Source organism: Paenibacillus sp. FSL H8-0282, assembly GCF_037963825.1.
Classification (GTDB): domain Bacteria; phylum Bacillota; class Bacilli; order Paenibacillales; family Paenibacillaceae; genus Paenibacillus_AQ; species Paenibacillus_AQ odorifer.
In genome coordinates, this window is sequence record NZ_CP150146.1 from 2,812,514 (window position 1) to 2,832,630 (window position 20,117).

Here is a 20,117-nt window from a genome sequence, read left to right on the forward strand (position 1 = left end):
GTTCAAGTCTGGTGACTGCATTGTCTGTCCCTCAAGTTATAAGTGCGGCTCCATCACCTGGAAAGTTGGGTGGGATTAAGGAGATTGTTGCTTCGCCTGGCTTCTGGGGTGGAAGCTCTTTTGCGGTGGGAACTGACGGAGATGTTTGGTCCTGGGGGAGTAATGTTTTTGGTCAATTTGCTAATGGTACCGCCGGGCCTGAGGGGTGGACGATTACTCCCCATAAAATAGCTGGGCTTGAACATACGAAACAGCTGGCGATCGGCGAAGCGTACTATGTAGCGCTGAACGAAGACGGTACGGTTAAGGCTTGGGGAGATTATCGGGATAAGAGTGTAGCAGAAGCTGGCAATGGGGCAAGTGCTAAACAACACAAGGTTCTGCTTCCTCAAGGGATCTCAGGAATGAGTGATGTGGTTAGTATATCGTCAGGATTGCATAGTGCATTAGCTTTGAGAAACGATGGAAGTCTACTCCAGTGGAATCCTCCAGAAGCTTCAGATGTGGGCTATACAGAGCTGCCTGCTGCCACTAAGGTACAGGGTTTGAGCGAAGTGAAGTGGATCGGAAGCAGTATTTATCATGCCGCCATTCGAACTAACGGTACGCTGTGGATTTGGAGTGCTATCCCGCAAACAGAGAACACGAATGTGATGAAGAAACCGACCCCAGTTAAGGATTTATACCATGTAAAGTCCGTCTCTATGAGCGATCGCAGTATACTGGCTTTAACCGAGAGCGGGAGCGTCTGGGGAACTATTGACAGCAATAATTATAACGAAGTCACGATGAGCAAGATGCCAGGTCTTACGGATATTGTATCTGTCCAGACGAAAAACGGGTTCAATCTTGTTGGCAATAAAAAAGGAGAATACTGGGTATGGAAAGCTGGTACCTCACTACAAGGTCTGCAAAAGATTACAGCCGTAAAAACGATCTCAAAACTTACGCTGGATTTAGACAACTTTGCAGCTGTTAAAAAAGATGGCACCGTGTGGACTTGGAGTACCCAACCAACAACCGACAACCGTTTAGTTTTTACGCAGCCTAAGTTAATAAAAGGATTGAGTGATCCTGTTTCTTTTGCCATGGGTGAGAATAGTAAGTATGCAGTCCTGAAGGATGGAACAGCTGTGGCTTGGGGAACAAATAGGTTTGGTCAACTCGGAATTAGCGCGGTTGATTCACGTCCTTTTACTATATCTCCTATTTTAAAGCCTGTTACTGTAATTGTAGATGGTCAAAAAATGGATTCCGCACAGTCTGCTATTTTTATGGATGGAAGTGTAAAAGTACCGATTAGGGATGTAGCAGAAAGTCTGGGATATACCCTGTCTTTGGAGGGGGAACTGACGTTGACGAAAGCTGGGAAGAAAATTTCATTACCGTCAGCAGAATCCATTAAAGTAAGCTACACTTCTCTAGTGCCAGCAGCGGCTTTGGCCAAAGCTACAGGTCTATTTGCGGAGTGGAATAGTACGCTGTACCAATTAACATTACAAACAAAAAGATGACTTACATTTAACACATATATTAATATTCTGAGGTACAATAAGTGAATTAATCTCAATTTCACCATAATAACCAGTCTGGAGTGATAGGAATGGCTTTTACAATATGTGTGTTTGCCGGATCGAATCCAGGTCTTAACTCTGAATATACGGAAATGGCTAGGGAATTAGGTTATCATATAGCGGCACAAGGCTGTAGGTTGGTCTATGGAGGTTCGCGGAATGGCCTTATGGGACAGGTTGCGGACGGGGTACTCGCTAATGGTGGCGAAGCTGTAGGAATTATGCCAGTGGATCTTTTTCAAGATGAAATCAGACACTCCGGATTGACGAATCTGATTGAGGTCTCCAGTATGCATGAACGTAAGGCGGTAATGAGCGGTATGGCGGATGCTTTTATTGCTTTGCCGGGAGGTCTTGGAACCTTCGATGAGCTATTTGAAATTCTGTGCTGGATGCAGATTGGTATTCATCAGAAGCCTATAGGGCTGCTGAATGTTCGAGGTTATTTTAATCCACTGCAAGCCTTGATCTCCCATAGTGTGGCTGAAGGTTTTGCACCAAAAACTGCACTTCAAATGCTGCATATGAACTCAGAACCCGAATATCTGCTTGAACTGATGAGAGGGCGAGTGGATCATAATAATGATGAGAAGGGGAAAGCAAGGTTCCCGTCTCAGCGCTAGAGCAATAAGAAATATGAACAACCTCCAGCTATTTTTATATGGCTTGGAGGTTTTTTGACATTAGAAGAGATAAAACTGTTTAAACTTTGGAGAAGATGGGTAAATAAGCCGTAAGTAACCAAGCAGAAATGCAAATTTCAGGAACATCACGGAAGGAGGTTGAAATCCAATGAATGTGATCGTACATAATCTTATGGCTTACAATCATCAGTTTTTTAGACCTCAGCCCGTGGTCAATCCCAAGCAAGGAAAAGCAGACAAGAAGAGAATGAGTTTCCAGGAAGTTCTGAATGAGAAAATGAAAGCGTACAGCACCTACAACAAAAATTAAAGATGAAAGCTATACCCTATGTCTGTTAAAGAAAGCCGGAACGCGATGATCCTAGAGATCATTGCATTCCGGCTTTCTTTAGGGTCTAACCTCAAAAAATTCGCAGCTCTTGCGTGAGTAGTAAGTCAGATCACTAACTCTAGATTGAATAACAACATCGAAATCAGTGAAGCGGACAACGGTTGCTCCTGAATTTACTAAATGATCGTCCTGAAATACACGAACAGGTAATTTGCGGTCAACGGCTTCTTGGAAATCGCTGTCGCTTAGCAGCGGGCGGTTAATGGGCATGGGAAAAAACTCCTTTGATCATGTAATGAAGTAAGAAATAAAAATAGTATACCTGCGGAAGCACAAGAAATCCAATTTAAGATGAAGTACAAGTATTCTGTGAGGAACATATTTGGACGAAATTTTATATTCCCTCCTTAGACATAACATAGATATGAATGGTTTCGTAATTATTTCCACCATAAATCGGAAGTTTACCTCCTCAAAAAAAGAATTTAAACCCTGTACACTAATTCTTGTAAGAGAAACCTTTGAAAGGGGTACAGGGGAATGAATAAAGTAAAACACTTGGCGCTATCGTTAGTCGCTATCATGCTCGTAGGTTCACTGGCAGCATGCGGAGGCAACAACGCCGAGAACAACAACATATCAAACAAAAATGCAGGTAACAACGCAGAAAGCACAAGTGAACCTACTAAGGATGAGGGAACAGAACCGGCTGAGAAAATCGAACTTTCTTTCTGGACACTGGGTAACGTGAACTACGAGGATTTAGCGAAGGAGTACACTAAGGAACATCCAAACATTACGATCAAAGTGCAAAATACCGGTGACCAAACCGCTCACCATAATAATTTGACCACTGCTTTGTCGGCTGGATCGGGTGCGCCTGATATTTTCCAACTTGAAATCGGTTTCATGGAACGTTTCATCAACGCTCAGGACAAGTTCTATAACCTGAATGATCTGGGTGCCAAAGATATTCAAGCCAACTATCTGGATTGGAAATGGAAACAAGCTTCTTCCGTAGATGGCAGCTTCCAGCTAGGTCTTCCAACAGATATCGGCCCAACGGTTGTATATTACCGCACAGATTTGGCTGAAGAAGCTGGGCTGCCAAGTGATTCAGAAGGATTCGGCGCTGCTATTGATACTTGGGATAAGTTCGCAGCTGTTGCCAAAGCTTTTAAAGATAAAACAGGCAAACCATTTGTAGACCTTACGGATCTTACCTTTAATGCTTTGCGTGACCAATCTGCCGATGAAATCTATTTCAGCAAAGCTGATGGCAGCTTTATCGGAGATACCAATCCGCAAGTCAAAAAAGCTTATGATTTCACGGTTAAAGGTATTCAAGAAGGCTGGATCAGCAATGTTATGCTCTGGTCTCCTGAATGGGGTCAAGGCATGAACGACGGTTCATTTGCAGTAGTTATGGGACCAGCTTGGATGGCGGGAAATGTTAAGAGTAATGCTCCAGACTCCTCTGGCAAATGGAAAATTGCTCAGCTCCCTGAAGGTGCTGGTAACTGGGGTGGCTCGTTCCTGACGCTGCCAAAAGAAGGCAAACACTCGAAAGAAGCTTATGACTTTATCGCATGGATGGATAACAAGGAAAACCAACTGGAATCTTTCAAAACCAAAGGCCTTATGCCTTCCATTCCTGCCCTGTATGAAGATCCTGCATTCGTAGATTTCAAAGATGATTTCTTCGGTGGACAACAAACCGCTGTAGAATTCGGTAAAGCAGCAAACCGGGTAAAACCTGTATACTACGGTCCACTTCATGACCAAACCGATACCTTCTTCAAAAACGCCTTGAAAAATGTGCTGGAGAAAAAAGCAGATCCGACCAAAGAATGGAACGAAGCAGTAAAACAAGCGAAAACATTGGCTGAACGCAGCTAAAAACCTATGAAATTCAATTTCTAGAAGGTCCGGATTCATAGAGTGAAACATTCTCTGTGAATTCGGATTTACACGTTAGATTACCTGGAGGTGTGACATGGCACAACCTGTTATTTCAAGTCCGCATGCCGAGAGCAAGCGCCGCTTTTTAACTGAACAAAGAAGGAGCCGCATCACTGCTTACACGTTTATTTCGCCCTTTTTTATTCTGTTCTCGATATTTGGACTATATCCGATCTTTTTCACGATCTATCTCTCGTTCTTCAAATGGGATGCCCTGAATCCTATGAAATTTGTAGGGTGGAAAAACTACGATCTGGTCACAAGTGATCCGACCTTTTGGATTTCTTTTAGCAACACGTTAATTATGGGGCTTATGGGTACTGTTCCACAGATATTACTAGCTCTATTGATTGCTGTTTTGTTGAATTCGGCGATGACTCGCTTTAAGAAGACGTTCCGGGTTTTATTTTTTATGCCTAATATTACGTCTATCGTTGCGGTTACGCTCGTGTTCAGCACACTGTTTGGCAACAACGGAATGATCAACTGGATTCTAAACGGCTTGGGACTGGATAGTATGGCCTTCAACTCTGGCTGGTGGGGCGTTAAAATCGCCATTTCTACGATGGTAATGTGGCGTTGGACGGGATATAATGCCATTATTTTTCTATCAGGCTTGCAAAGTATCCCTACGGATCTATATGAAGCGGCACGTATTGACGGTGCGAACAGAAGACAACAGCTAACCTTTATAACGTTACCGCTATTGAAGCCATTCATTGTATTTGTTACCTTGCTTTCAACTATAGGTGCCTTGCAGCTGTTCACTGAGCCTTATGTATTTTTGGGCCAAGCGGGAACTGGATCTACACGTCAGGAAGGAATCACTATGGTTACTTATTTGTATAGCGAAGCATTCCGCAACGGATTTTTTGGTACGGCAGCAGCTACGGCAGTCTTGCTGTTCCTGGTCACGATTATTTTCTCTGTCCTCAATATGCTGGTCTCAAATCGCATGGGTGGAGATACGGGAGGGGGTAAAGCGTGAGTACGCTGCGTGTATTTAAAAAAGATCCGGATGATCTAGGGATCATCGGCAAGTTAGGATTTTATCTGCTGTTGATTGTTGGTGCGCTCGTGTCCATCTTTCCTTTCTACTGGATGTTTGTAGTTGGCACTAATGACAGAGGCGCAGTATTCCATGTGCCACCTTTGCTTACGGTTGGAGACCAGTTTTTTGAGAATTTCCAGCGGGTACTGGACAAAACAGACTTCTTTCAAGCCTTGGGCAACTCTTTATTTGTCTCATCTATGGTTACAATATCAGTCGTGTTTTTCTGTACACTGGCAGGTTATGCCTTTGCCAAATATGAATTTCCGTTTAAAAATTTTCTGTTCTACTTTGTAATTGCTACATTATTTGTGCCACAACAGCTTGGTGTATTACCGACTTACGTAATTATGGCCAAGCTCCACTGGATAGACTCTTTCAAGGCACTTATTGTTCCGGCGATGGTTAATGCCTTCGGGATCTTCTGGATGCGGCAGTATATCACTACAGCTGTACATACGGAATTGATTGAAGCAGGTCGGATCGATGGCGGCGGACATTTCCGGATCTTCTGGAACATCGCTATTCCGGTCATTACTCCAGCTATGGCTACACTAGGTATACTGAATTTTATGACCGTTTGGAATGACTTCTTCTGGCCTTTAGTGGTACTGAAGAATCAAGAGCATTTCACAATTCAGATTGCGCTCCAGCAGCTGTTCTCCAATCGCGATGGTCTAGACTACGGAATGATCATGTCAGCAACGTTTACGGCAACCTTGCCACTGCTGATTGTATTCCTGTTATTTAGCCGCTGGGTGATTGCTGGACTAACTTCAGGAGCTATTAAGAGCTGATCTTACTTTTTGATCTTTACAGGGAATAGGCGGTTTTGTGAAGAATACTAGAGGACAGAGACAGCAGGGGAAGGGGAATATCATGAAACTCCGCCGTAAAATCTTGTTCGCTATTATTCTTCTCGTCTTTATTCCGGTTATTCTGATGGGGATCGTCACTTACGTTAATTTTTCTAATGCAATGGAGAAAAAATCAAGCAACTTCTACTGGATTTCACTGCTTGAAACGGATCGAAAGCTTAAATTCGCGCTTAGTGAAATCACCTCGATCACGAATTCAAAAATTACGCAGCCGGTTGTTCAGCAATCACTGAAGCAGAAGAACTTTGTAATCACTTATGATCGAAAGCAGGAGCTTAGCAGTTATCTCATTGATCATCCAATGATTACTTCATTTAGTTTTTATAGTAAAGATCGTTTAATTTATCAATACAATGCATCGATGTCTTTTGAGGACTTGAAGAGACAAAGCTGGTTTGACGCGATGGAAGGCGCCGAAGGGCGGCCCGTGTGGTCAGGACCGGGAGAAAATGGCTCGGAGATCTCCGGCAATCCGGTACTTGTACAAGCAAGAGTAATCAAAGATTCATATTCTCTCGAAGATATCGGATATCTGGTTGTTAATGTAAAACCTGATTTATTGGATCAGATTTTCTGGGAAGCAGCAACCCTCAAGAAGGGGGATATTTTGCTGGTCAACAAGCTAGGCAATATCGTTTTTAATAAATCCGGTGAACATATTGGACAACGCACAGAGTTCCCCTTTTTACAGAATGATTATGCTAAGGAACATGACTATTACATCGACAACTATCAGGGGGAAAAATCACTCATAACCTTCCTACCTTCTCATAATGCAGCCTGGTATTTAGTAGCCATTACACCTATGAATCTCATCTCGTCAGAATCTGTATCCATCCGGAATATTGCGATTATTTTAAGTACAGTTTCGCTGTTGTCCGCCATTTTGTTCGACCGCTATTTCGTGCGGAGGCTCGTTCATAGTATTAATAGTGCGGTTAACGGGATGAAGCGGGTGAAGCAAGGGATATTTACGCCGATCACTACACCCTATCGTGCTGATGATGAAAGTGATTTGCTGATTGATGGCTTTAATCGGATGAGCACGCAGATCAATGAACTGCTTGTGCAGGTGGAGACTGAGCAGGGACGTAAGAAGGAAGCAGAAATGCAAGCGCTAATGGCACAGATTAACCCTCATTTTATTTATAATTCACTCGAATCGATTAATTCGATGGCAGTGCTGCAAGGCAATAAAGATATTAGCAAAATGGTCATCTCACTCGGCAAGCTGCTGCGAATCAGTATCAGTCAGAATCAGGAGCTGATTCCGCTGCATATGGAGTTCGAGCATGTCCGTCATTATTTGGATATCCAGAAGTTTCGTTTTGAAGATAAATTCTCGTATATCATAGATCTTTCGGATGGTCTTAGGACGTTCATGACACAAAAGCTGATCGTTCAGCCGATTGTTGAGAATGCGCTGTATCATGCGATTGAGCAGATGGAGGACCCAGGGGTCATTGAGATTACGGCCTATGAAATGGGCATGGATATGATCATTATCGTAAAAGATAACGGCCCCGGCTTTGACCTTGCCAAGATGATGAGTCTTTGGGATAACGAGGGAAGTGCTCAGAAGAAATACAGTGATAGCGGCGTGGGGCTTAAAAATGTGCATGAACGCTTGAATATTCGGTTCGGCAGTCCATACGGCATACTAGTGTGTTCATCCCCCGGCTTTGGTTCAACCATCCGAATCCGAATACCAAAAATACTGCCGTAATCGACCGTACGGAAAGAAAGGGGGAGAATGTTATCAAAAAATGGTTATTGAAATGGGGCTGGATGTGGTTATATCTAGTGCTGATTTCGGGTGCGGTTTTATTTATAACTTTAGGAAAGCAAGAACCCATTGAAGATGATTCACCAGAGAAAATCACATTAACTTTCCGTCATTTCTGGATTAAAGAGCATGATCGGCCACTGTTGACTATTTATGAAGATATCGTGGACAAATACCAGCTAGAGCATCCAAATGTGAAAGTTAACTTTGAAGGTTTAGACCAGACGTTGCACCGTGACCAAAAGCTGAAGAACGAGATGGTTACTGGCACCCCGCCAGATATGTTTGTTTTGTTCGGTGGAGCGGAGATTGAGCCATATGTACGCTCTAAGCGTCTGATTGATCTGACTGATTTCGTCCGGGAGAATGCACTAACCAATCAATTCAAGGATCTGGATCTCTGGACCTTTGACAACCATATTTATGGCTTGCCCATTGAAGGGAATGCTGAACCTTTATATTTTAATAAAACCATATTCGAAAAGCTGGGTTTGAAGCCGCCAGAAACGCTGCAAGAGCTTGATGCTGCCATAATAAAGCTGAAGTCGGCAGGATATATTCCATTTGCACTTGGCAACGAGGATCGTTGGCCCGCAGGGATTTTTGCACATTATTTAATGGATCGTTATGCCGGTGCTGACTTGATCGAGAAGCTGATCACTGGTGAAGATCAAGCCAGCTTTCAGAATGAGGCGTATTTAAAGGCTTTTCAGCACTTGGAGCAATGGATCAAAGAAGGTGCCTTCAGCACGAAATCGAATGCGTTATCCACAGAAAATGCGGTGGGACTATTTACGAGCGGCAAGGCTGCGATGTATCTGAACGGAAACTGGGATATCAATTTATTTGCCGGAACAGCAGCTCCTACGGATTTTCAAAATGAGGTAGGTGTTATTCCGTTTCCCACATTGAAGAAGGGGGAACAACCTTCGATTGCCGGCGGTTATACATTTGGCATCGGTCTTTCCTCCGAACTAAGCGGAGCGAAGCGGGAGGCTGCACTCGATCTAATGAAAGCTTTTTACACCCAGGAGGTTCAGACTCGGATTGTATATGAAGGGTTGAGAATTCCGTCCATGCGCATCGCCTTTGATCCTGAGAAGACAGGACCCGTATTCGCGCAAGTCATGAATATGATGGAAGTTAACCGCAAGAGCTTTGTCCCTTATGATAATGTATTGTCACCAGAAGTGAAAAAAACGTTCCTGAGTGTTATAGAACAGATGATTAACGGAGAAATGTCTGCTGAGCAAGCGTTAAAGCAAGTGCAGGCATCCTCCATTCAATATTGGAATTTGATCCAAAGCTCAAGTGTACAATGATCCTGGAGGTGCAGGGAATGGATGAGTTACAAGAGAAATATAAAGTAATAATCGTGGATGATGAGCCGATTATTCTTCGTAGCTTAAAAGCAGCCATTCCATGGAATGATCTTCAGATGGAGATTGTGGGAGAGGCCCGAAATGGAGAATTAGCTCTCCGCTTGATAGAAGACACTTCACCACATATCGTAATTAGTGATATTCGCATGCCCGTAATTGACGGGATTACGTTGATGAAGGAAGTATTGTCTAAAAACCCGAAGCTGGTGTTTATTTTTATAAGCGGGTACGGAGAGTTCGAATATGCAAGAGAAGCATTACGTCAAGGCGCTTTTGATTATTTATTGAAGCCGATCGATCATGATGAACTGGTTGAAATGCTAAACCGCGCCAGAACCAAGCTGGATGAACAGAAGCAAAATGATCAGCTGATTCATTCTGTACAGATGCTGTCATTGCTTGCACGTGAACGTCTGTTTGCAGAAATCACTTTGGGAAATGCAAGGCCGCTTGAGCATCTGAAATGGCTGGAGAACAGTGAACTGGAGAGCGGATATTTCATGGCTGTTGTCCAGTTAGATGACTACACCACACTGAGCAGTCAATGGAGTGTAGAAGAAAAACGGCTATGGCTGTTTGCAATCCGCAATATTGTGGAAGAATGGTCACTGGAGCATGGCGTGCTGACGGTTTTCCCGTTTCATAATGGAGAGTGGATACTACTGTTCCCTGGATCTTTAAGCGCCAGCAGGAGAGAACTTGGTGAACATTTGATAGCGGGAATCAAGAGATACTCCAAGCAGTCTTGTTCCGTAGGCATCAGCCGCACCACACAAGGCATTGATCAATTAAGTACGGTTTACCCTCTGGCCGCGAAGGCCTTATATCAACGGTTCTATTCGGGGCTTGCCGGGGTCTTTATTGATGAAGAGATATCGTTCCCAAGCAGTAAAGAGGTGAAATACCCAAAAGAGCTGGAAACCGCGCTGATTGAAAGTATACGTACCTTAAATAGAGACCGGATGTGGTCTTTATTTGATGAGCTTGCTTTATTTATTGAGTCACAAGCTGTTCCTAAGGATATGGCTGAACGTCTTCTTGTTGAATTGATCGTTGTGTTATACAGAAATTATGAGTATTTGAATATAAATTCAGATTGGTCCTTGCATGGATTACTTAGCAAGATGCACAATCTCGGCACTTTAAATGAAGTGATCTCTGCTCTGAAAGAAGAGTTTGGTGTGCGATTGGAGCAAGGGAACAAGCCTGTGAACCGCGAGGATACGCGTAGCGCCATCGAGAAAGCGAAACATTATATTGAGAGTAATTACCATAAAGATTTAAGTATTGAGGAAGTAGCGGAGCTGGCTGATCTCAGCATCAGTCATTTCTGCACTTTATATAAGCAAATAACAGGCTATACCTTTTTGGAGTATGTTACACACTGCCGGATGGAGCGGGCGAAGTATATTTTGCAGAGCAGCAACGTAAAAGTGTATCAGATAGCTCCTCTTGTCGGTTATCAGGACCCGCGTTATTTTACACAGGTTTTTAAAAAGGCTAGTGGTCAAACACCAACAGAATACCGAGAAGAGCATACTAAGCAGAGCCATTAACGAGGAGGTAAGGGATGGAATTTCATTTGGAGATGATTGTTAAGTGTTTAACGAACCACAAGCTGCAGAAATATTGGAAGGGGTTCGAGGCTGTTTCTTTTGCATTTTATAATAAGGATAACGTGTATCTGTACAATCATCCCAAATTCAAAACGGTAGGATATCATCCACATTTGCTTCCTTGGAGTAATGAATTCTCAGGAGATACCATCATTTTATATGAGGATCACCCTACAGCCATCGTTAATCTGGAATTACATGAAGAATTCGAAGACTTGTACGCCATTTGTGTACACGAATTATTTCACGGTTATCAATTCCTGATGGGAGATGAACGTTATGCAGATGAATTATTGATGATTACCTACCCTTTATCCCTCGAAAATATGGAATTGCGGATTCAAGAAAGACATCATTTATATCTTAGTGTAATGGCAGCTACTATTGAAGAGCGTAATCACGCAATGTACAGATTTATTGCCATCCGTCAACAAAGAGAACAACTGCTCGGGGAGTACGTGCTAAATGAATATCTTATTGAAACGCTGGAAGGACCCGCTTGGTATGTTGAATTAAATGCCTATGCCGAAAAATCCACCCTACCTAATGAGGAAGTATTGCACAAATTCAGTTCGTATTTAATAGATGAACTTGAATCTTCGGCTAATATCAGAAGAAGCTGCTACGGTTCTGGTCTGTTTATATGTTTGCTGCTAGATGAGCTTCGGACCGATTGGAAAGAAGAGTTTATGAAGTCGGAGTTAAGTTTATATGCGTTTTTTAAGCAATTTGTGGATCAAGTCATCATTCCCTTCGAGGAGATATCCATCAGCAAAGAAACGGAAGATATTATGCAATCGGTCAAAACAATCAGGGAGAAGGAATTCATTGATTTTATCAGCCTGGAAGGGTACCACCTGTATATTGAAGGAGATATAAAATCTACGGGTTTTAATCCTATGGGTATTATTGGTGGAGATGAGAAATGCATTCATAAGAATAATTTACGAATCCAAATCAATGATGCGGAGTATTTTCTGGAAAAGCCAGTGATTAGCTACTATACAGCTGACCTTCGAAATATTAATAAACTGCACCTCGTACTAGATGAACCTCCAACTTTTAATAAAGATTCGTTAATCCTTAATGGAATTGGTGAGATCAAAGGTCAATACGAAGTGAAGGAAGATGGATGTTGGCTGCAATGCTAACGTAATTTAAATGAGAAGGAGAGTATGACATTTGTCATACTCTCTACTTGATGTTTATGACTTATAGGATGACACTTTATCTTCTATACTTAGAGTAGATGAAAAGATCCTTAGCCGGACACATCAAGGAGGAAACGATATAGATGACTACAAAACAGACATCACAGCTCTCCAGCCTTAAAAAGAGTGTAGCCCCTTACGAGAAAAATGACCGCAACGCAAGTATAAGACAGCTCATCAATACTTTAGGACCACTTGTGCTGTTATGGGGCGGAGCTTATTTCTCTTTATCCGTTTCCTATTGGCTCACCCTTCTGTTAGCTATTCCTGCAGCAGGATTTGTAATTCGAACCTTTATTATTTTTCATGATTGCACACATGGATCGTTTTTTAAGAATCGTAAAGCGAATGATATTATCGGAACGATCACAGGTGTGCTGACACTGGTTCCTTATCGGCAGTGGAAACATAGTCATTCCATTCACCACGCCAGCTCCAGTAATCTCGATAAAAGAGGGATCGGCGATATTTGGATTATGACGGTCGAGGAATACGCAGCGGCATCCTTCTGGAAACGTCTATATTACCGGATTTACCGAAATCCCATCGTGATGTTTGGTCTTGGACCGATTGCTGTTTTTATGATTCAGTATCGTTTCAATGTTAAAGGTGCTAGACGCAAAGAGCGGATGAATACCTATTTGACGAATATTTCAATCGCAGCGCTTTATGGCTTGCTAATATGGGCTATTGGCTGGCAGGCATTTCTTATGGTGCAGCTGCCTGTAGCATTTGTATCAGGGTTTCTCGGCATATGGTTGTTCTACGTCCAACATCAGTTTGAAGACTCTTATTTCGAGAATGAATCTGAATGGAGTTATGTGATGGCCGCGGTTGAAGGTAGCTCATATTATAAGCTGCCGAAGGTGCTGCAATGGATTACGGGCAATATCGGCTTCCACCATGTGCATCATTTAAGTCCAAAGGTGCCAAACTATAATTTGGAAAAAGCGCATAACGCGACGCCACCGCTACAAAAAGCAACAACGATTACGATTGGTACCAGCTTGAAGGCCCTTAATTTCCGTCTTTGGGATGAGGAAAATAAACGATTCATTAGCTTCAAAGAGATGAAGTCCATATTAAATAAACCGAAAACTGCAGGCGAGGTCCTGCAAGTTCATAAGCCCAGACTCCAGGGAGAATAATAGCTACATTGTAATCAAATAGCAGCAAAATGGAAGGTTAGAGCCGGAGAACTCATTCGCGCTCTAATCTTTTTTCTCTTTATCGTTGTGGTTCACCGGATTTTACCGGATTTATGCTAGAATAAGGTGAGTGGCATATGGCAAAAAGGAGAGCGAACATGCAGAAGTGGCATCATATTTTTCATAAAAGTACAGGTCTTAGCCCTTATGTATGGGTCGTATTTTATATTCTACCGTTTTATTTCATCTTTCGGTCCTCTTCTCCCTACCAGGTAGTTTCGGGAATCTTGATGATCGCTGTGTTTTTTGTTTGTTATGTGCTTTCTTTTGTCTCAAAGGGTTGGTTAGTTTATTTTTGGACGAGCGTGCAGATACTGGTCTCTATAACGATGACGTTGTTGTTCGGATATATGTATTTTGCGCTTTTTTTAGCCTTTTTTATTGGGAATATCCAGAACCGAGTTGGGTTCTTCACCCTGTACTCCATTCATTTGCTGACTACGATTATTACGATCAATTATGAGCTGCTGTCGCGTAATCCCGTATTTATCAGCCAGCTTCCCTTTGTGCTTGTCAGTATGATTGCAGTGATCCTGCTGCCAATCAGTACCTATAACCGGAATAATCAAGGGAAGCTGCAAGACCAATTGGAGGATGCTAATAAGCGTATTTCAGAATTGGTTAAGCTCGAGGAACGCCAGCGGATTTCACGTGATCTTCACGATACATTAGGTCAGAAGCTTTCGTTAATTGGTCTGAAAAGTGATTTGGCAGGAAAGCTTATCGACAGTAATCCGACGCAAGCAAAAGCCGAGATCAATGATGTACGCCAGACGGCAAGAAGTGCGCTGAAAGAGGTCCGGGAGATGATTACGCGAATGCGCGGCATTCGGCTTGAGGACGAACTCGTTCATATTCAGCAGCTTCTTGCGGCTGCGGAGATCGACTATGTTTTGCAAGGCAATCCTAAACTGTCTAACACTTCATTGATTACGGAGAATGTGCTCAGCATGTGTATTAAGGAAGCTGTCACAAATGTTGTGAAGCATAGTAATGCACAATCTTGCGCAATTATCATTGAACCCACACGCACAGATCTCATCATTAAAGTGAAAGATGATGGAACCGGCATCCCGGGCAATGATCTTTATTTTAAAGGACATGGGCTGCAAGGTATGCGGGAACGTCTTGAATTTGTAAATGGCTGTATGGATATCGTGCGAGATGAGGGTACTACGATAGTGATTAAGGTCCCAAATGCATTTAAGCATCCGGAACAGGAGGTAACCGTATAATGATTAAGATTGTAATCGCTGAGGATCAGCGAATGCTCCTTGGAGCGCTGGCATCTTTGTTGGATTTAGAAGAGGATATGAAGGTCGTGGGCCGGGCAAGCAACGGGGAAGAAGCTGTAGCGATGGTTCAGCAGCATAAGCCGGATATCTGTATTATGGATATTGAGATGCCAGCGATGAGTGGTCTCGACGCTGCGGAAGCGCTGAAGAATAGCGGCTGCAAAACGATGATATTAACCACCTTTGCCCGTGCGGGATATTTCGAACGTGCGCTCAAGGCGGGAGTTCATGCTTATTTGCTGAAAGACAGTCCTAGCGAAGAACTGGCACTTTCGATACGTAATGTGATGGCAGGCCGACGCATGTATGCACCGGAGCTAATGGATGAAGCCTACAGCGGTGAAGTAAATCCTCTGACTCAGCGGGAGAAGGAAGTACTTGGACTCATTGCCGACGGTAAAAATACAAAAGAGATCGCCAGCCAGTTGTACATTACCACGGGAACAGTCCGGAATTACATCTCAGTTATTCTAGATAAGCTGGATGTAGGTAACCGCATCGAGGCAATCACTCGATTTAAGGAAAAAGGTTGGTTTAAGTGAGCGGGGGAAAGAAACGCTTAGTTGGTTGAAGCAGCTTGTAAACGTAAATCGCTAATTGCCGATTGCTGATCGCAGAGCGCAGATTCCTGATTTATACTCTCCAATCGCAAATAGATGTATTTCCTACAACTATATGCTATAAAATGCTCTGCAGATGCGATTTAGTTGCATTTCTTACATCTAAAAGTTCACTTAGAGGGCATTTCCATTATTTTTCGGGGAAATAGTTGTAGAGAATGCAGTTAAAGAGTTGTCTAAGCAGAAAATAGACTTATAATTGTACTGAGTGCAGCTATTTCCTTCATTAGTATTAGTGAAATTCAATATAATCCGCTAAAAATAAAATTTTTAATGTTATTTTGATGTTAACACTCGCCAAATGTTCCCGCGCCGTATATCATTAATTATCGGCCTATTATCCACAATAGGACAGTTAATCAAAAGGAAGTGTATTTTCTGATGTCAAGAAAGCTAAGAGCCGGCATAGTTGGCGGCACAGGTATGGTAGGACAACGTTTTATTGCCCTTCTAGAGAATCATCCTTGGTTTGAAGTAACTGCGATTGCTGCCAGTGCTAGATCTGCTGGAAAAACGTATGAAGAATCGGCCAAGGGCAGATGGAAGTTATCTACTCCAATGCCTGAGAACGTAAAGAATATTATGGTCCAAGATGCTTCTAAGGTAGAAGAAGTTGCTGCGGACGTGGATTTGATTTTTTGTGCTGTAGACATGAAAAAAGATGAGATTAAAGCGCTCGAAGAGGCTTATGCGCGCACCGGAACACCAGTAATCTCCAATAACTCAGCGCATCGCTGGACGCCTGACGTGCCTATGGTCATTCCTGAGATTAATCCGGAGCATCTTGAGGTTATTGCACAGCAAAGAAAACGTCTGGGAACAGAGACAGGTTTCATTGCGGTTAAACCTAACTGCTCCATTCAAAGTTATGTGCCTGCACTTCATGCGCTCAAAGACTTTAATCCTTCTAAAGTGGTGGTCACCACCTACCAAGCCATTTCTGGTGCAGGAAAGACTTTTGCAGATTGGCCAGAAATGCTGGACAACGTGATTCCTTATATCGGTGGCGAAGAAGAGAAAAGCGAGCAAGAGCCTTTGCGGATCTGGGGAAGCGTTGAAGAAGAGGGTATCGTAAAGAGTGAAGCGCCAACGATTACTTCGCAGTGTATCCGTGTGCCTGTAGCGGATGGACATATGGCTGCTGTATTTGTTTCTTTTGAGAAAAAACCGTCCAAAGAAGAGATTCTGAATCTCTGGAAGAGCTTTAAAGGACGTCCTCAGGAGCTTGAACTGCCTAGCGCACCTAAACAGTTCATTACCTATTTTGAAGAGGACAATCGTCCACAGACCAAGCTGGATCGTGATATTGAGAACGGAATGGGCGTATCGACGGGCAGACTCCGGGAAGATGCCCTCTATGATTACAAATTCGTAGGTCTCTCCCATAACACCCTGCGCGGAGCGGCTGGCGGTGCTGTGCTGATCGCTGAGCTTCTGAAAGCAGAAGGTTATATTCAACCGAAATAAGTCCATGCATGAGCTGCAAAGCTGATGTGAATAGACACCTCATCAAAGCTTAGTCTTTGGTGGGGTGTTTTTATTTTAATTTTGAATTTGGTAAAATAAGTTATGGAAGGAGAGGATGCCATTGAATAAATATTTATTAGCTTTTATATGGTTACCATTAATCCTGTTTACAAGCGGTTGTACATCGTCAGCTCAAGAGGAACAAGAGTATGGAGTGTCCTCTATAAATGCCGAAATTCCTATTCCGAAGAATGCCAAAGAAATCGAAGTGATAACAAATTCAAATAACCCTAATATAAAAATTGGAGCAAAGTACGAGTTGGATAATATAGGGGGAGAACAAGGTCTTTATCGGCCTGAGGGCTATTTTAATAAATTAAACGATGCTGGATGGATAGAGATGGAGGACAAGCGGTTAGGACATGTGCAATTTTTTGAAAAAAAGGACACCGTCATCGCCATCGAAATACATCAGGATACCTTTGATATTCATGAAATGAATAAAGATGCTAAATTCTAAACAGTGGCTAGTTAGATGAAGCATTTGTTATTACTTAAACAGAAAGGTTGAGAGTGTGGTAAGATAGGTAAAGTGTATAAACTATACGAATTCTGAATGACTGACGGAGTGATATGATGGGTGCAAAAAGTAAAGGTGGCGGCACAGGCAGAGGTACGGGGAGTAAAGGCTGGACACGCTGGAACAAAACAGCAAAACCAGTTAAACCTGCAAAAGGTGACCCAACGACGGGTCCAGGTGCTAAAGGTGCAGGTGGAAGCAAGGGCAGTAACGTGAAAAAAAGCGGAAGCACCAAATAGCTCCCTTAAACTGGGTTATTCCTGAAGGTTAACATCTGATTTTGATCGTTAAAATCAGGTGTTTTTTTATGACTAGAGGTAAGGTAAGTATATAGAATGAAAGTAGGATCAGCAGTGAGAATCGATAAATATATAAGCGAAACAGGCTTTTGTTCCAGAAGGGAAACCAAACGATTAATTGCAGCAGGTCGAATCGCTGTAAACGGTATTGTCTGTGAGGCGAACATTCTTATAGAGCCAGAGGATATCGTATGGATCGATGGGGAGCCGATAACAAGCAGTAAAGGGGAGCCAGTGTATCTCGCTTTGAATAAGCCGATAGGCATTACCTGTACAGCAGCCCCACATGTGGCTGGGAACATTATTGATTTTGTAGGGTATCCTTCACGGATCTTTGCGATTGGCAGATTAGACAAAAACTCGGAAGGCCTCATTTTGTTAACCAACGATGGAGAGATTGTAAATAAAATGATGCGTTCCGAGAATGGGCATGAAAAAGAATATGTAGTTCATGTAGACAAACCGGTTACGTCAGAATTCTTACAAGAGATGTCTAGCGGCGTGAACATTCTGGGAGTCACAACGAAACCTTGTGAGGTCTATCGGATCACAGAATGTCAGTTTAGAATTATCCTAACTCAAGGTCTTAATCTGCAAATACGCAGAATGTGCAAGGAGTTAGGATATAGAGTACTAAAGCTGGAGCGCATAAGAATTATGAATATTACATTAGACGGCTTGGAGCTGGGACAATGGCGGCATTTAAGCAGTGAAGAGCTGTATGAGCTTATGTCCCGCTTAAACTGACTTTGTCAACGAAGCCTCTGGCAGTTGTGGTAATATCTTCAGCTCCGGCAATCGCTGAGATAACAGAGATCCCATCCGCACCAGCTGTTAATACTGGTGCAACATTTTGCAGCGTGATTCCCCCAATGCCAACCAAAGGGATGGTAATGCCTTTATTTCTTAGTTCTTCAATCATCGCAGTGCCTTGAACAGCTTTGGCATCCTCCTTGGATGACGTAGGATAAATGGGACCCACGCCCAGATAGTCGGCTCCATCGGCAATCGCCTGCTGAGCTTCAGCGAAGGAGTGAGCGGATACACCAATGATTTTATTCTCTCCAAGTAGCTGGCGGATCGCCAATGCAGGGGTATCCTCCTGTCCTACATGAATTCCGTCCGCATCAAGTGCGATCGCTAAATCAATGTCGTCATTCACGATAAAGGGCACGCCATTGGCATGACAAATCTTTTGAAGTCGTCTGCCAAGATTAAGTCGTGCCTTATCGCTTAAGGATCCGGTACCCTTTTCACGGAATTGAAACATGGTTATGCCCCCAGCTACCGCTTCCTGCAGCACCTTAACGGGAGCTTTACGGCAATTTACGCTGCCCATTATGAAATAGACTTTTAATAGATCTCGCAGATGTTCACTGTTCATTCGTTGCACTGTTTATCCCCCGCAGTCTGTTTTGATAAGCAAAATGATTGGTTGGTCCATGCCCAGCCCCTATGCCCAACTCGTCCTCAATCGCCGCTTGTATAAATGCTTTGGCAGTTTGAATGGCCTCAGCTACGGATTTGCCTTTGGCTAGCTCGGCGGTGACCGCTGCTGAATAGGTGCAGCCTGTACCATGCGTATGTCTGGTCTGAATCCGGCTACTCTCCAATAAGGTATATTCCTGACCATCATATAGAAGATCGGTTACGGCTGTGGTTGAAGTATCATGTCCCCCTTTTAGCACTACATATTTGGAGCCCATTCCATGAATGATTTTGGCTGCTTTTTTGCGTTCTTCTATGGTGGAGATCGTCATCTTTGTGATCATTTCGGCTTCGGGAATATTGGGTGTCGTCACCAATGCTAAGGGCAGCAGATGGCTGATTAAGGATTGAACCGCCTCCTGCAGCAGCAGTGTGGACCCTCCTTTAGCGACCATCACAGGATCAATTACAAGATTAGACCAGCCGTAATACTTAATTTTATCTGCCACAATGCGGATGATGTCGCTGTTAAATAACATCCCGGTCTTTACGGCATCTGGTTGCAGGTCAAGTCCTATAGAATCAAGCTGCTGATTTATAGCTTCCAGAGTCACTGGATAAACCCCTTGGACACCCAGCGTATTCTGCGCTGTCACAGCTGTGAGGACGGACATCCCATAGACAGAAAGCTCTTGAAAGGTTTTTAGATCGGCCTGAATGCCAGCACCACCGCCGCTATCGGAGCCGGCAATGGTTAGAGCTTTGGATATAATCATCGAATTCAC

General features: G+C 43.2%; 20 protein-coding genes. 17 read left to right on the forward strand and 3 right to left on the reverse strand.

What is annotated here, in order from left to right; genetic code table 11:
• The first annotated feature begins 11 nt into the window (after positions 1-11).
• The 3 genes from NST94_RS12185 to NST94_RS12195 all read left to right on the forward strand — a co-directional run bounded on the left by NST94_RS12185 (position 12) and on the right by NST94_RS12195 (position 2,528).
• A complete protein-coding gene (locus tag NST94_RS12185) occupies positions 12-1,514 on the forward strand; it encodes a hypothetical protein (protein ID WP_280775660.1) in 1,503 nt (500 codons plus the stop codon).
• A gap of 89 nt (positions 1,515-1,603) precedes the next feature.
• A complete protein-coding gene (locus NST94_RS12190) occupies positions 1,604-2,197 on the forward strand; it encodes a TIGR00730 family Rossman fold protein (RefSeq protein ID WP_076125930.1) in 594 nt (197 codons plus the stop codon).
• 169 nt (positions 2,198-2,366) lie between these two features.
• Entirely contained in the window at positions 2,367-2,528 is a 162-nt protein-coding gene (locus NST94_RS12195; RefSeq protein ID WP_172628809.1) for a hypothetical protein, read from the forward strand.
• Positions 2,529-2,606: 78 nt separating this feature from the next.
• Here NST94_RS12195 and NST94_RS12200 read toward each other — a convergent pair whose 3' ends face one another.
• A complete protein-coding gene (locus NST94_RS12200) occupies positions 2,607-2,819 on the reverse strand; it encodes a hypothetical protein (protein ID WP_076125931.1) in 213 nt (70 codons plus the stop codon).
• Between the two features lie 270 nt (positions 2,820-3,089).
• Between NST94_RS12200 and NST94_RS12205 the strand changes: the two genes are divergently transcribed.
• The 14 genes from NST94_RS12205 to NST94_RS12270 all read left to right on the forward strand — a co-directional run bounded on the left by NST94_RS12205 (position 3,090) and on the right by NST94_RS12270 (position 18,651).
• Positions 3,090-4,448, forward strand: a complete 1,359-nt coding sequence (locus NST94_RS12205) for an extracellular solute-binding protein (protein WP_076301825.1) — start codon at positions 3,090-3,092, stop codon at positions 4,446-4,448.
• 97 nt (positions 4,449-4,545) lie between these two features.
• Positions 4,546-5,499 carry a sugar ABC transporter permease gene (locus tag NST94_RS12210; RefSeq protein WP_036686279.1) on the forward strand — a complete coding sequence of 318 codons (954 nt, stop codon included), beginning with the start codon at positions 4,546-4,548 and terminating at the stop codon, positions 5,497-5,499.
• The gene (locus NST94_RS12215) at positions 5,496-6,359 is read left to right on the forward strand and encodes a carbohydrate ABC transporter permease (protein WP_038570403.1); all 864 of its coding nucleotides are present in this window, start codon (positions 5,496-5,498) and stop codon (positions 6,357-6,359) included. The genes NST94_RS12210 and NST94_RS12215 overlap by 4 nt, the downstream gene beginning before the upstream one ends.
• Before the next feature lie 82 nt (positions 6,360-6,441).
• Complete coding sequence (locus tag NST94_RS12220; protein ID WP_076125934.1) at positions 6,442-8,166, forward strand: sensor histidine kinase; 1,725 nt, start codon at positions 6,442-6,444, stop codon at positions 8,164-8,166.
• Between the two features lie 62 nt (positions 8,167-8,228).
• A complete protein-coding gene (locus NST94_RS12225) occupies positions 8,229-9,548 on the forward strand; it encodes an extracellular solute-binding protein (protein ID WP_076126209.1) in 1,320 nt (439 codons plus the stop codon).
• A gap of 17 nt (positions 9,549-9,565) precedes the next feature.
• Positions 9,566-11,164, forward strand: coding sequence for a response regulator (locus NST94_RS12230; RefSeq protein WP_076301826.1), 1,599 nt, complete (start codon positions 9,566-9,568; stop codon positions 11,162-11,164).
• 14 nt (positions 11,165-11,178) lie between these two features.
• Entirely contained in the window at positions 11,179-12,375 is a 1,197-nt protein-coding gene (locus tag NST94_RS12235) for a hypothetical protein (protein ID WP_076125937.1), read from the forward strand.
• 143 nt (positions 12,376-12,518) lie between these two features.
• Positions 12,519-13,583 (forward strand): fatty acid desaturase, encoded by a 1,065-nt coding sequence (locus NST94_RS12240; RefSeq protein ID WP_076125939.1) that lies wholly within the window; start codon positions 12,519-12,521, stop codon positions 13,581-13,583.
• A 158-nt stretch (positions 13,584-13,741) separates the two neighbouring features.
• Complete coding sequence (locus NST94_RS12245; protein WP_076125940.1) at positions 13,742-14,878, forward strand: sensor histidine kinase; 1,137 nt, start codon at positions 13,742-13,744, stop codon at positions 14,876-14,878.
• Positions 14,878-15,480 (forward strand): response regulator transcription factor, encoded by a 603-nt coding sequence (locus NST94_RS12250; RefSeq protein ID WP_036686291.1) that lies wholly within the window; start codon positions 14,878-14,880, stop codon positions 15,478-15,480. Before NST94_RS12245 ends, NST94_RS12250 begins: the two co-directional genes overlap by 1 nt.
• 459 nt (positions 15,481-15,939) lie before the next feature.
• The gene (gene asd, locus NST94_RS12255) at positions 15,940-17,025 is read left to right on the forward strand and encodes an aspartate-semialdehyde dehydrogenase (protein ID WP_038570412.1); all 1,086 of its coding nucleotides are present in this window, start codon (positions 15,940-15,942) and stop codon (positions 17,023-17,025) included.
• Between the two features lie 121 nt (positions 17,026-17,146).
• Entirely contained in the window at positions 17,147-17,545 is a 399-nt protein-coding gene (locus NST94_RS12260; protein ID WP_076301827.1) for a hypothetical protein, read from the forward strand.
• Between the two features lie 116 nt (positions 17,546-17,661).
• Positions 17,662-17,844 (forward strand): DUF3934 family protein, encoded by a 183-nt coding sequence (locus tag NST94_RS12265; RefSeq protein ID WP_036686296.1) that lies wholly within the window; start codon positions 17,662-17,664, stop codon positions 17,842-17,844.
• Between the two features lie 114 nt (positions 17,845-17,958).
• Complete coding sequence (locus NST94_RS12270) at positions 17,959-18,651, forward strand: pseudouridine synthase (protein WP_076218199.1); 693 nt, start codon at positions 17,959-17,961, stop codon at positions 18,649-18,651.
• On the opposite strand, the gene thiE is transcribed toward NST94_RS12270, so the two are convergent.
• Both thiE and thiD read right to left on the reverse strand, forming a co-directional pair.
• A complete protein-coding gene (gene thiE / locus NST94_RS12275; protein WP_081383238.1) occupies positions 18,632-19,288 on the reverse strand; it encodes a thiamine phosphate synthase in 657 nt (218 codons plus the stop codon). The genes NST94_RS12270 and thiE overlap by 20 nt on opposite strands.
• Positions 19,278-20,108, reverse strand: coding sequence for a bifunctional hydroxymethylpyrimidine kinase/phosphomethylpyrimidine kinase (thiD, locus tag NST94_RS12280; protein ID WP_175618947.1), 831 nt, complete (start codon positions 20,106-20,108; stop codon positions 19,278-19,280). The genes thiE and thiD overlap by 11 nt, the downstream gene beginning before the upstream one ends.
• Between the last annotated feature and the right edge of the window lie 9 nt (positions 20,109-20,117).

Coding starts and splice junctions, on each gene's coding strand:
- NST94_RS12245 (WP_076125940.1), top strand. CDS start 13,742: ATGCAGAAGTGGCATCATATTTTTCATAAAAGTACAGGTCTTAGCCCT.
- NST94_RS12240 (WP_076125939.1), top strand. CDS start 12,519: ATGACTACAAAACAGACATCACAGCTCTCCAGCCTTAAAAAGAGTGTA.
- asd (WP_038570412.1), top strand. CDS start 15,940: ATGTCAAGAAAGCTAAGAGCCGGCATAGTTGGCGGCACAGGTATGGTA.
- thiD (WP_175618947.1), bottom strand. CDS start 20,108: ATGATTATATCCAAAGCTCTAACCATTGCCGGCTCCGATAGCGGCGGT.
- NST94_RS12220 (WP_076125934.1), top strand. CDS start 6,442: ATGAAACTCCGCCGTAAAATCTTGTTCGCTATTATTCTTCTCGTCTTT.
- NST94_RS12230 (WP_076301826.1), top strand. CDS start 9,566: ATGGATGAGTTACAAGAGAAATATAAAGTAATAATCGTGGATGATGAG.
- NST94_RS12200 (WP_076125931.1), bottom strand. CDS start 2,819: ATGCCCATTAACCGCCCGCTGCTAAGCGACAGCGATTTCCAAGAAGCC.
- NST94_RS12265 (WP_036686296.1), top strand. CDS start 17,662: ATGGGTGCAAAAAGTAAAGGTGGCGGCACAGGCAGAGGTACGGGGAGT.
- NST94_RS12235 (WP_076125937.1), top strand. CDS start 11,179: ATGGAATTTCATTTGGAGATGATTGTTAAGTGTTTAACGAACCACAAG.
- NST94_RS12250 (WP_036686291.1), top strand. CDS start 14,878: ATGATTAAGATTGTAATCGCTGAGGATCAGCGAATGCTCCTTGGAGCG.
- NST94_RS12190 (WP_076125930.1), top strand. CDS start 1,604: ATGGCTTTTACAATATGTGTGTTTGCCGGATCGAATCCAGGTCTTAAC.
- thiE (WP_081383238.1), bottom strand. CDS start 19,288: ATGAACAGTGAACATCTGCGAGATCTATTAAAAGTCTATTTCATAATG.
- NST94_RS12205 (WP_076301825.1), top strand. CDS start 3,090: ATGAATAAAGTAAAACACTTGGCGCTATCGTTAGTCGCTATCATGCTC.
- NST94_RS12210 (WP_036686279.1), top strand. CDS start 4,546: ATGGCACAACCTGTTATTTCAAGTCCGCATGCCGAGAGCAAGCGCCGC.
- NST94_RS12225 (WP_076126209.1), top strand. CDS start 8,229: ATGTGGTTATATCTAGTGCTGATTTCGGGTGCGGTTTTATTTATAACT.
- NST94_RS12195 (WP_172628809.1), top strand. CDS start 2,367: ATGAATGTGATCGTACATAATCTTATGGCTTACAATCATCAGTTTTTT.